Below are 11,958 nucleotides of genomic sequence, written 5' to 3'. Positions count from 1 at the left end.
TTCAACGCAGCCGGCTGGGTGGATCGCGGGGGTCGTCCTTGGTCGGCCACCAGCGCTCCAGCTGGGCGGCCGCCCAGTCCTTGCCGCCCAGGCCGAAGGCCAGCGCCAGCGCCAGCACCACCCCGCCCAGGATCAGCAGGAACGCATCGCGCACGATGCTGCCGCCCACACCCATCTGGTCCAGCGCGATCATCACCACGAAGGCCAGGATCGCGTAGTAGGCGATGCGGCCCAGCGCCTGGCCGTCGCGCATGCCCACACCCTTGCAGTAGGTGGCCACCGCGTTGGACAGGAAGCGCGCGAAGTACGAGCCGAAGGCCAGCACCAGCAGCGCCACGATGAGCTGCGGCACGAACAGCATCACGCGGCTCAGCAGCTCGGTGACGTGCGTGAGCCCCAGGCCGTTGAAGGCCACGATCAGCGCGGCCAGGATCACCACCCAGTACGACAGCACGCCCAGCACGCCGATGGTGTCGATGTGCGTGCCGCCCTGCTGCAGGAAGCCGTCCAGCCCGGCGCGCTTGGTCACGATGTGGAAGTTGATGGCGCGCAGCCCCTTCTCCACCGCAAAGCGCACGGCCTTGGCCACGAGGAAGCCCGCGGCCAGCACGAGCAGCGCAATCGCCAGCCGCGGCAGGAAGGCGCCGGTCTGGATCAGAAAAGCCCGCACGGGCTCCAGCATCACGTTGATTTGGTCCATGGTGTTGCCCTGTTGCTTCAGCCCGCCGGCACCTGGGCCAATGCCAGGATGCCCGCGAGCGGGATGGAGACCCAGTCAGGCCGGTTCTCGAGTTCGTAGCGCAGCTCATACAAGGCCTTCTGCAGCTCGAACAAGGCCAGCAGGCTCAGCGCCTGGTCCGACACCGCCAGCGGCGTGCCGGACAGCGTGTCGCGGTAGCTCTGCAGGAAGGCCGTGCGCGAGGCGGCTTCCCATTCGCGCGCGGGTGCGGCCATGGGGGCCGCCTCCTCTGGCGTGTGGGCCGCCTGGCGCAGCGCCACGGCGCGTGCGTAGTCGAAGGAGCGCAGCATGCCCGCCACGTCGCGCAGCGGCGACTGCTTGGCGCGCCGCTCGGCGAACGCGCGGCCGGGCTCGCCCTCGAAGTCGACGATCACGAAGTCGTTGCGCGTGAGCAGCACCTGCCCCAGGTGGTAATCGCCGTGGATGCGGATCTTGCGGCCCTCGTTCTCCAGCACGCCGCCCGAGGCGATGCGTTGCGCCAGCGCGGTGCTCGACGCCAGCACGGCGCGTGCATCGTCCTGCACGCCGGCGGGCAGTCGCGCCAGCGAGGACTGCAGCAGGGCCAGGCTCTGCTGCAGGTCGGCCTGCGTCTGCTCGCGCCAGCCCACCACATCGGCGGTAGCCAGCGGCTCGGGGTCGAAGGCGGCATCGCCGCTCTTGGTGCCCAGCGCCAGGTGCAGCTCGGCCGTGCGGCGGCCCAGCGTCTGCATCAGCGCGATGTGGGCACCGTGCACGTCGTCGGGCAGCGCCACGGCCACGGGCGTGCGCAGCTCCTCGAGATGGCGCTCCAGGTAGCCCAGCAGGTAGGCCCAGCCATCGCCCTGGTTCTCGATGTGGGCCTGCAGCAGCGCCAGCGTGCTGATGCTGCCGTCGGCCGCCACGAATTCCACGGCACCGGCCACCGGCGCGCACTGGGAGAACCTGGCGACCTCGGTCAGGAAGCGGCCGACCTCGAACTCCGGGTTCACGCCCTTGCGGATGCGCCGGTAGCCCTTGAGGAACAGGCGTTCGTCCACCATCACGATGGTGTTGCTGCTCTGCGCCTGCGGCCGCGCCACGGGCAGCTGCTCGATGTCGGCGCCGGCCAGCTCGGCGAAGGCCTTGGTGGGCACGAAGCGGATGCTGCCGGTGTTGGTGGCCAGGGCCCGGCCGGCACCGATGGCGGCGATCACCGCGCGGCAGAAGCGCTCGTCGGCAAACGCGTCCGCCATGTAGCCAACCTCGGCCTGCTGGCGCACGCGCGCCACGGCCGCGGGGCCGAACGCGCGGTAGCGCTCTTCCTCGCGCTCCTCCCAGGCCAGCGCGAGCGGCGCAAAGTAGACCGAATCGGCCGGCCCGTCCAGCTCCACCAGCGGCAGCAGCCAGCCGTCGTCGCCCTGCTCCCACAGCGCGTGCTGCACCATGCGCGCGCGCTGCACCGGCGTGCCCTTGCTGGCGTACCAGCGCTGGGTCTCGATGTGCCGCGGCAGGATCTCGTTCTCGAACTGCTGGCGCGTCTTGACCGCCATGCCGATGCGCCAGGGCACGACCTGGTCGCGGAACAGGCTGGCCCAGCCGTCGAAGAGCACCAGCACGGGCCGGTCTTCGGCCGGCAGCAGCTCCTGGTGCCAGCTGGGCACGGCCACGTCGGTGGCCAGGCGCAGCCAGTAGAAGCCGTGCGCGGCGATGGTCATCAGATACGGCAGCTCGCCGATGGGCGGGAAGGCCGTGCGCCCCAGCATCTCCACCGGCACGCGGCCCTTGAACATCGACAGGTCGAGCTCGGCCGGCTGCGCCGAGCGCGACAGGTTCACCACGCACAGGATAACCTCGTCGCCATAGGCGCGCAGGTAGGCCAGGATCTTGCGGTTGCCAGGCTTCAAGAACACCAGGTCGCCACGGCCGAAGGCCTTGCTGCTGCCGCGCACGGCCAGCATGCGGCGCATCCAGTTGAGCAGCGAGGCCGGCTCGCGCTGCTGCTGCTCCACGTTGAGCGCCTCGTAGCCGTAGATGGCGTCCATGATGGGCGGCAGGTACAGGCGCTGCGGATCGGCGCGCGAGAAGCCGGCGTTGCGGTCGGGGCTCCACTGCATGGGCGTGCGCACGCCGTTGCGGTCGCCCACGAACACGTTGTCGCCCATGCCGATCTCGTCGCCGTAGTAGACGATGGGCGAGCCGCGCATCGACAGCAGCATGCTGTTCATGAGCTTGATGCGGTCGCTGTCGTTGTCCATCAGCGGTGCCAGGCGCCGGCGGATGCCCACGTTGATGCGCGCACGCGGGTCGGCCGCGTACGTGCTGTACATGTAGTCGCGCTCCTTGCTCGTGACCATCTCCAGCGTCAGCTCGTCGTGGTTGCGCAGGAAGATCGCCCACTGGCAGCCCTGCGGTATGTCCGGCGTCTGCTGCATGATCTCGATGAGCGGGAAGCGGTCCTCCTGCGCGATGGCCATGTACATGCGCGGCATCAGCGGGAAGTGGTAGGCCATGTGGCACTCGTCGCCATCGCCGAAGTACTCGCGCACGTCCTCGGGCCACTGGTTGGCCTCGGCCAGCACGAAACGGTTCTTGTACTTCGCGTCGATGGCGGCGCGCAGCTGCTTCAAGATGGCGTGGGTCTCGGGCAGGTTCTCATTGTTGGTGCCTTCGCGCTCGATCAGGTAGGGGATCGCGTCGAGCCGGAAGCCGTCCACGCCCAGGTCGAGCCAGAAGCGCATGACCTCGAACACCGCCTCCAGCACCGCCGGGTTGTCGAAGTTCAGGTCGGGCTGGTGGCTGAAGAAGCGGTGCCAGAAGTAGGCCTTGGCCACCGGGTCGTAGGTCCAGTTGCTGACCTCGGTGTCGGTGAAGATGATGCGCGTGCCCTGGTACTTCTGGTCGCTGTCGCTCCAGACGTAGAAGTCGCGCTCGGGCGAGCCCGGCGGCGCCTTGCGCGCACGCTGGAACCAGGGGTGCTGGTCCGAGGTGTGGTTGATGACCAGCTCGGTGATGACCTTGAGGTCGCGCTTGTGCGCCTCGGCCAGCATCTCCTTGAAGTCGTCCAGCGTGCCGTACTGCGGGTGCACGTCCATGTAGCTGGCGATGTCGTAGCCGTCGTCGCGCAGCGGCGACGGATAGAACGGCATCAGCCAGATGGTGTTGACGCCCAGGTCCTTCACGTAGTCGAGCTTGCTGGTCACGCCCTTGAAGTCGCCCACGCCATCGGCGTTGGAATCGACGAAGGCCTTGACGTTGAGCTGGTAGATCACCGCGTCCTGGTACCACAGGGCCTCGTCGGTGACCGGTGTCACCGGGCCCTGCCCGGCCTCGGGCAGGTGCGGGATGCCGTCGGCAGCGGCCGCCTGTTCTGGGTTCTTCATGCGTTCCCTCTGATCTTGATCACATGCGCCGGCATTTGCGACGGCACCAGCATCACGAAGTTGCCACCGTCCTGCCAGTCGAAGGACTGGCCCGTCAACAGGTCTTCGGCCACGAAGCCGCCGCCCTCGGCGCCGAGCCAGGCCGCGTCCAGATGCACCCAGCCGCTCTGCGTGAAGGTGGCATCGATGTTGACGACCGTGAGCACGGCGTTGCGGCCCTGCGCGTCCCGCTTGGCGTACGCGATGAGGTAGGGGTTGCTGGTGTCGAAGAAGCGCAGCGAGCTGTTGGACTGCAAGGCCACGTGCTCCTTGCGGATGCGGTTCACGGTGGCGATGAAGCCGGCGATGCTGTCTTCGCGCTCCAGCGTGAGTTCGCCCCAATGGCGCACCTGGTACTTCTCGGAATCGCGGTATTCCTCGCTGCCGGGCTCGCGCGGCTCGCCCTGCAGCAACTCGTAGGGCGGGCCGTAGATGCCGTAGCTGGCCGACAGCGTGGCCGCCAGCACCAGCCGGCTCATGAAGATGGAGCGCGGCCCGTCGTGCAGGTGCTCGTTCAGGATGTCGGGCGTGTTGGGCCAGGCGTTGGGCCGGTAGTAGTCGGCGCCCGGGCCGTGCGCGAGTTCCTCGAAATACTCCATCAGTTCATGGCGGTTGTTGCGCCAGGTGAAGTAGGTGTAGCTCTGCGAGAAGCCCAGCTTGGCCAGCCGGTGCATGACCTTGGGCCGCGTGAAGGCCTCGGCCAGGAACAGCACGTCGGGGTGCTCGGCCTTGATGGCCGTGATCACCCACTCCCAGAACGCGAAGGCCTTGGTGTGCGGGTTGTCGACGCGGAAGATGCGCACGCCCTCGCCGATCCAGTGGTCGAACACGCTCTTGAGCTCCAGCCACATCGCGCGCCAGTCTTCGGTCTCGAAGTCGAACGGATAGATGTCCTGGTACTTCTTGGGCGGGTTCTCGGCGTACTGCACGCTGCCGTCGGGCCGCTTGCGGAACCAGTCGGGATGGGCCTTCACATAGGGGTGGTCGGGCGCGCACTGGAAGGCGATGTCCAGCGCCAGCTCGATGCCCAGTGCGTTGGCGGCGCGCACGAGGTCGCGGAAGTCCTGCGGCGTGCCCAGCGCCGGCAGCACGTCCTTGTGGCCGCCCTCGTCCGCACCGATGGCCCAGGGGCTGCCGACATCGCCGTCCTGCGCGACCAGGGTGTTGTTGCGGCCCTTGCGCCGCGCGCGGCCGATGGGGTGGATCGGCGGCAGGTACAGCACGTCGAATCCCATCTCGGCCACATAGGGCAGGCGCGCCTGCACGTCCTTGAAGGTGCCGTGGCGGCCCTCCTCCAGCGCGGCCGAGCGCGGGAACATCTCGTACCAGCTGCTGAAGGCCGCGCGCTCGCGGTCCACCACCAGCGGCAGGCCTTCGGCGCTCCACCAGACAGCGTGGCTGCGGTCGGGCCAGCGGTCGGCCAGCAGGGCGAGGTCGTCGCTGAGCGCGGCGGCCTTGATGGAGGCCACCTCCAGCGAGACCGAATCGATCTCGGCAATCGTGGCGCGGCCGGCCTGCTCGGCGCGGTTGCGCAGGTTGTCGGCCAGGCTGGCCAGCCGGGTGCGGTCCTCGCCCTGCGCGCGCTCGGACGCCTGGCGCACGAGTTCGGCGCCCACGCGGGCGGCGATCAGGATGTCGGCCAGGTCCACGCGGCGCAGCAGTTCGGCCCGCCACGACTGGAAATGGTCGACCCAGGCGCAGACCGTGTAGCGCCAGCGGCCCTGGGCGTCGGGCGCGCAACTGGCGGACCAGACATCGTTGCCCTCGGGCTGCATCTCGGTTTCCTGCCAGCCCTGCGCGGCATCCGCGCCCTCCTTGCGCCAGCACAGGCGGGCACGCACCTTGTCGTGGCCGTCGGTGAACACATGGGCCGTGACGGCCAGCGCCTCGCCGACCACGCGCTTGACCGCGAAGCGGCCGGCGTCGACCTGCGGCAGCACCGCGTCGATGACGGCCCGGGCCTGGCCCTGCTGCGGCATGGCCGGCAAGGGCACGGCCGGCGCCGCGGGCACCACCGCCGCGGCGGTCGGGGTCTTGGCGCGTGCGCGCCTGGGCTTCTTGTCGGCTTGGGTTTCAGTCGGCATGGGCATCCAGTTCCGGGCGGAACATGAGGGTGGACAGGGGCGGCAGTGTCAGCGCCAGCGAATGGGCATGGCCATGGGCGCCGACGTCTTCGGCCAGCACGCCTCCCTGGTTGCCGAGGCCCGAGCCGCCGTAGTCGCGCGCATCGCTGTTGAGCAGTTCGCGCCAAAGGCCGGAGACCGGCACGCCGAGCCGGTAACCGTGGCGCGGCACGGGCGTGAGGTTGCTGACGACCAGCACCGGCGGCTCGCCGTCGGAGCCCTTGCGCAGGAAGGCGAACACGCTGGCCTCGCTGTCGTCCTGCGCCACCCAGGCAAAGCCCTCGGGTGCGAAGTCAAGGCGGTGCAGTGCGGGTTCGGCGCGGTACAGGCGGTTCAGGTCGCCGACGAGCTTGGCCACGCCGGCATGCCAGGGCTCGCGGGACTGCGCCCAGTCCAGCTCGCCCTCGTGCGCCCACTCGCGGCCCTGGCCGAACTCGCCGCCCATGAACAGCAGCTTCTTGCCCGGATGGCCCCACATGAAGCCGAACAGCGCGCGCAGGTTGGCGAACTTCTGCCACGCGTCGCCCGGCATGCGGCCCAGCAGCGAGCCCTTGCCGTAGACCACCTCGTCGTGCGAGAGCGGCAGCACGAAGCGTTCGTTGAACGCATAGACCAGCGAGAAGCTCAGCTGGCCCTGGTGGTGCTTGCGGTAGACCGGATCCAGGCCGAAATAGTCCAGCGTGTCGTGCATCCAGCCCATGTTCCATTTCATGGAGAAGCCCAGGCCCCCGTCCTCGGTCGGGTGCGAGACACCGGGCCAGGCGGTCGATTCCTCGGCCACCACGAGCGCGCCGGGCAACTCGCGCGCCACCGCCGCGTTCAGCGTGCGCAGGAAGTCCACGGCCTCCAGGTTCTCGCGGCCGCCGTGGCGGTTGGGAATCCACTCGCCCTGCTTGCGCGCGTAGTCCAGGTACAGCATGGAGGCCACGGCGTCCACGCGCAGCGCATCGAAGTGGTACTCGCGCAGCCAGAACAGCGCCGACGACAGCAGGAAGCTGCGCACCTCGTTGCGGCCGTAGTTGAAGATGCTGGAGTTCCACTCCGGGTGGAAGCCCTGGCGCGGGTCGGCATGCTCGTACAGGTGGGTGCCGTCGAAGGCCTGCAGGCCGTGCGCGTCGGTCGGGAAATGCGAGGGCACCCAGTCCAGCACCACGCCGATGCCCAGGCCGTGCAGGTGGTCGATGAAGTACTTGAGGTCTTGCGGCGTGCCGTAGCGTGCCGTGGGCGCGAAGTAGCCCGTGGTCTGGTAGCCCCAGGAGCCGTAGAACGGATGCTCGGTCACCGGCATCAGCTCCACATGGGTGAAGCCCATGGCCTGCACGTGTTCGCCCAGCGCATGGGCCAGCGCGCGCCAGCCCAGGAACTGGCCGTTGTCGCGGCGCCAGGAGCCGGGGTGCACCTCGTAGACGGACATGGGCGCGTCGCCAGCCTGGCGCTGGGCGCGCGCGGCCAACCAGTCCTGGTCGGTCCATTCGAAGTCCAGCGACCACAGGCGCGAGCCCGTGGCCGGCGGCAGCTCGGACGCCATGGCATAGGGATCGGCCTTGTCCAACGCCTGGCCCGCGGCGGTGACGACGCGGTATTTGTAGGTCTGGCCGTGTTGTGCGGCGGGGGCCACGCCCTCCCAGATGCCGCTGCCGTCCTCGCGCCGCGTCAGCGGCTCGGCGTCGGCCTGCCAGCCGTTCCACTCGCCGATCACGCTCACGGCGCTGGCATTCGGCGCCCACACCGCAAAGCGGGCGCCCTGCCCGCCTGGCTGCAGCACCGCGCCGAGCCTGCCGGCCAGCGCGGTGTGCGTGCCTTCGCGGAAGAAGTGCAGGTCCTGGTCCGCCAGCCCGGCGTCGTTGGAAGGCATGGCGGCGCGTTGCGTGTACTGCATTCGTGCCACTGTGCTGGAGGCCGTGCGCGGCGGCCAGCGGAAAGCTGCCGGAGCGCTTGTAGGCCAAGGCCGCGAATCGCCATGCGGCGGTGGTAAAACCGGGGCTTGTCCAACGCACGACCGACCGCCACCCACCATGCAAGATGAGATCGATCAGCTGTTCGTCGTCGACTGGTCGTTTCAGCTGATCGTCGTCGCGCTGGTGGCCATCACGGTGGCGCTGCTCGTGCGGCGGGCGCGGGCCAAGCGCCGTGCCAGGCGCGAGGAACGCCGCAGGCGCCGCCGCGAGTACCGGGCCTGGCTGCGCAACAGCGGCATGCAGCCGTTGAAGCCGGCCGACGAGCAAGACCATTCGGTGCGCTGACGCGCCCGGGTTGCCACCGATGTCACGCCACTGACATATTGCTAGGCTCTGCAGCGGCCCTCGGTTCCGATTCCGAGGGCCGTCTTTCTTGTCACGCACAAGGCGCAGCGCCATGAAAACCATCCACAACATCTTCGTCGCCGGCGCACTGCTGGCGGCTTGCGCGGGCGCATCGGGCCAGCAGGTCAACGTCATCTGCTCGGTCCAGGCCGACTGGTGCAACATGATTGCCACGGTCTATGCCAAGACCACGGGCGTGAAGATCAACCTGGCGCTCAAGGGCTCGGGCGAGGCGCTGGCCCAACTCATCGCCGAGAAGGACAACCCCAAGACCGACGTCTGGTTCGGCGGCACGGGCGACCCGCACCTGCAGGCCGCCGAGCAGGGGCTCACGCTGGAGTACAAGTCGCCCTCGCTGCCGCAGCTCTACCCCTGGGCGCAGCAGCAGGCCCAGCAGTCGGGCTTCAAGACCGTGGGCATCTACTCGGGCCCGCTGGGCTTTGGCTACAACACCGAGCTGCTGGCCAAGAAGAAGCTGGCCGCGCCCAGGAGCTGGGCCGACCTGCTCAAGCCCGAGTACAAGGGCGACATCCAGGTGGCCAACCCCGCGTCGAGCGGCACGGCCTACACCATGATCGCCACGCTGGTGCAGCTCATGGGCGAGGACAAGGCCTTCGAGTACCTCAAGGGCCTGCACAGGAACGTGGGCCAGTACACGCGCTCGGGCACCGGCCCGATCAAGGCCGTGGCGCGCGGCGAGACGGCGGTGTCCATCAGCTTCGTGCACGACGCGCCGCAGGAACGCATGCAGGGCTTCCCCGTCGAGACCGCCACGCCCAGCGAGGGCACGGGCGCCGAGATCGGCTCCATGAGCATCATCAAGGGCGCGCGCAACCTCGATCAGGCCAAGAAGTTCTACGAATGGGCGCTGACGCCCGGCCCCCAGGCCTTCGGCGCCGCCGCCAAGCAATACCAGCTGCCGTCGAACAAGGCCACCGTGGTCGACCCCAACGTGCCGGACTTCAAGAAGATCAAGATGATCGACTACGACTACAAGAAGTACGGGGCGAGCACGGAGCGGCGGCGGCTCATCGCGCGCTGGGAAAAAGAGGTCAACTCGCTCCCGCGCTGAATGAAGCCCCCACGCTCGGCACTTCGTGTGCTCGCGGCCCCCCGCGGGGGCCGCACACCGCCTGAGGGCGGCCTGTCGGCGGTGTGATGAAGAAGCGCAACCCCAACGCCGCGGCCTGGATCTGTGTCGCGGCGGGTCTTCTCGCCTACGTCGCGCTGCCCTGGTACGCCATCCAGGACACCAGCTGGTACCAGGCCCTGCCGGGCGTCTTCTCCGAAGGCGATGCGGCCAACGGCCTGCTGCAGGCCTTGGCGCAGAACCGGCCCTGGCTGCTGTCCGGCCTGGCGGGCCTGGTGCTCTGCGCGGTCGGTGCGCTGCAGGCACCGGGCCGCGGCCAGGGGCGCTGGCTGCTGGCCGGCGGCCTGGTCGGCGCGCTGGGGCTGGCCATCGCCGGCTTCACCATCGGCGCGCGCGGCTGGAGCATCCCGGCGCTGAACACCGCCTTCGGCGAACTCGCGACCAACCAGTTCGGCATCGGCGCCGGCGGCTTCGTCGCGCTGGCCGCGCTGATCCTGCTGGCGGCCTTCGGCCTGGCGCGGCTGGGCTTCTTCCGCGGCGACCTGTTCGTCTCGGGCGCGGTCATCGGCTGCGGCGTGCTGCTGGCGCTCTTCATCGCCTACCCGGTCGGCAAGGCGCTGGCCGGCGCCTTCCTGCTGGAAGACGGCGGCTGGTCGCTGATGGCGTTCTTCGAGCGCGTGTTCACGGAACGCATCTGGGGCCTGGGGTGCCTGTCGGGCGGCACCGGCTGCGGTGTCGCCTGGAACACGCTGCTGCTGGCACTGCTGACGGCCACCGGCACCACCGTCCTGGGCACGATGATCGCGCTGATGGCCGAACGCGGGAACCGCCGCCTGCAGGGGCCGCTGCGCGTGGTTGCGCTGCTGCCCATCATCACGCCGCCCTTCGTCGTCGGCCTGGGGCTGATCCTGCTGTTCGGCCGCGCCGGTGTCGTCAACCAGCTGCTGGAGAGCTGGTTCGGCCTGCAGCCCACGCGCTGGTTCTACGGGCTGCCGGGCATCCTGACGGCGCAGCTGTTCGCGTTCACGCCCATCGCCTTCATGATCATGCGCGGCGTGGTGCAGGGCATCTCGCCCAGCCTGGAAGAAGCCGCGCAGATGCTGCGTGCCGACCGGCGCCGCACCTTCTTCACCGTCACGCTGCCGCTGCTCAAGCCGGGGCTGGCCAATGCCTTCCTGGTCGGCTTCATCGAAAGCATTGCCGACTTCGGCAACCCGGTGGTGGTGGGCGGGCAGTACAGCGTGCTGTCCACCGACATCTTCTTCGCCATCGTCGGCGCGCAGTACGACGCGGGCCGCGCGGCCTCGCTGGCCTGGGTGCTGACGGTCTTCGCGCTGGCGGTGTTCGCGCTGCAGCGCGGCGTGCTGGGCAAGCAGAACTACACCACCGTGAGCGGCAAGGGCGACGCCGGCATCGCCATGGCGCTGCCGGACGGCGTGCGGCGCGCCTGCCATGGCGTGGCCCTGCCCTGGATCGGCTTCACGGTGGTGGTCTACCTGTTCGCGTTCGCGGGTGGCTTCGTGCAGACCTGGGGGCGCGACTACACGCCCACGCTCAAGCACTTCCACACCGCCTTCGGGCTCGAGTGGGGGCAGTTCGGCCTGGTGTGGGCCGGCACGGCCTGGAACTCGCTGATCACCACCGTGAAGCTGGCGGGCATCTCGGCGCCCATCACCGCATCGCTGGGCCTGTTGATCGCCTGGCTGCTGGCGCGCAACGAGTTCAAGGGCCAGGGCGCCTTCGAGTTCGCGGCGCTGCTGGCCTTCGCGATCCCGGGCACGGTGCTGGGCGTGAGCTACATCCTGGCCTTCAATGTGCCGCCGCTGGAGCTCACGGGCACCGGGCTCGTCATCGTGCTGTGCTTCATGTTCCGCAACCTGCCCGTGGGCGTGCGCGCCGGCACGGCGGCCTTCAAGCAGCTGGACCGCTCGCTCGACGAGGCCTCGCTGATGCTGCGCGCATCGACCGCGCAGACCCTGTTCCGCGTGGTGCTGCCGCTGCTCAAGCCGGCCCTGGTGGCGGCGCTGGTCTACAGCTTCGTGCGCGCCATGACCACCGTCAGCGCCGTGATCTTCCTGGTCACGGCCGAGAACGAGCTGGCCACCACCTACATCATCGGGCGCGTGGGCAACGGCGACTACGGCGTGGCGCTGGCCTACTGCACGGTGCTGATCGTGCTGATGTCGCTGGCCATCGCGCTGATCCAGTTCCTCGTGGGCGAACGCAAGCTGGGCCGGCGCAAGACACCTGCGCACCAGGGCCACCACAAGATGGAGTCCGTATGAACGCCGCCCGACCGCCCGCAGACGCGCGGCACCGCAGCCCT

Annotated in this window: 7 protein-coding genes; 3 read left to right on the top strand and 4 right to left on the bottom strand. The window is 69.3% G+C overall.

Going from position 1 to position 11,958, the window contains the following annotated elements:
- Window position 1: 1 nt before the first annotated feature.
- From ASF44_RS26365 to glgB, 4 genes are read right to left on the bottom strand one after another with little or no spacing between them, the layout of a single operon-like run.
- On the bottom strand, window positions 2-700 hold the full coding sequence (locus ASF44_RS26365) for a hypothetical protein (protein WP_056902241.1): 699 nt from the start codon (window positions 698-700) through the stop codon (window positions 2-4).
- Between the two features lie 17 nt (window positions 701-717).
- Window positions 718-4,077, bottom strand: coding sequence for a maltose alpha-D-glucosyltransferase (gene treS, locus ASF44_RS26360; protein WP_056902240.1), 3,360 nt, complete (start codon window positions 4,075-4,077; stop codon window positions 718-720).
- Window positions 4,074-6,206 carry an alpha-1,4-glucan--maltose-1-phosphate maltosyltransferase gene (locus tag ASF44_RS26355; RefSeq protein ID WP_369820962.1) on the bottom strand — a complete coding sequence of 711 codons (2,133 nt, stop codon included), beginning with the start codon at window positions 6,204-6,206 and terminating at the stop codon, window positions 4,074-4,076. The genes treS and ASF44_RS26355 overlap by 4 nt, the downstream gene beginning before the upstream one ends.
- Complete coding sequence (gene glgB, locus ASF44_RS26350) at window positions 6,190-8,094, bottom strand: 1,4-alpha-glucan branching protein GlgB (protein ID WP_056902337.1); 1,905 nt, start codon at window positions 8,092-8,094, stop codon at window positions 6,190-6,192. The genes ASF44_RS26355 and glgB overlap by 17 nt, the downstream gene beginning before the upstream one ends.
- Before the next feature lie 160 nt (window positions 8,095-8,254).
- On the opposite strand from glgB, the gene ASF44_RS26345 reads away from it, so the two are divergent.
- The 3 genes from ASF44_RS26345 to ASF44_RS26335 all read left to right on the top strand — a co-directional run bounded on the left by ASF44_RS26345 (window position 8,255) and on the right by ASF44_RS26335 (window position 11,917).
- The gene (locus ASF44_RS26345) at window positions 8,255-8,482 is read left to right on the top strand and encodes a hypothetical protein (protein WP_056902239.1); all 228 of its coding nucleotides are present in this window, start codon (window positions 8,255-8,257) and stop codon (window positions 8,480-8,482) included.
- Window positions 8,483-8,594: 112 nt separating this feature from the next.
- Window positions 8,595-9,614, top strand: coding sequence for an ABC transporter substrate-binding protein (locus tag ASF44_RS26340; protein ID WP_056902238.1), 1,020 nt, complete (start codon window positions 8,595-8,597; stop codon window positions 9,612-9,614).
- An 86-nt stretch (window positions 9,615-9,700) separates the two neighbouring features.
- Window positions 9,701-11,917: an iron ABC transporter permease gene (locus ASF44_RS26335; RefSeq protein ID WP_056902237.1), complete on the top strand. Its 2,217-nt coding sequence runs from the start codon at window positions 9,701-9,703 to the stop codon at window positions 11,915-11,917.
- The last annotated feature ends 41 nt before the right edge of the window (window positions 11,918-11,958 follow it).

This window comes from Pseudorhodoferax sp. Leaf274, assembly GCF_001422445.1.
In the GTDB taxonomy this organism is placed as follows: Bacteria; Pseudomonadota; Gammaproteobacteria; order Burkholderiales; family Burkholderiaceae_C; genus Pseudorhodoferax.
Note: the sequence above shows the minus strand (reverse complement) of the source record. Positions and strands in the feature narration are given on the sequence as shown.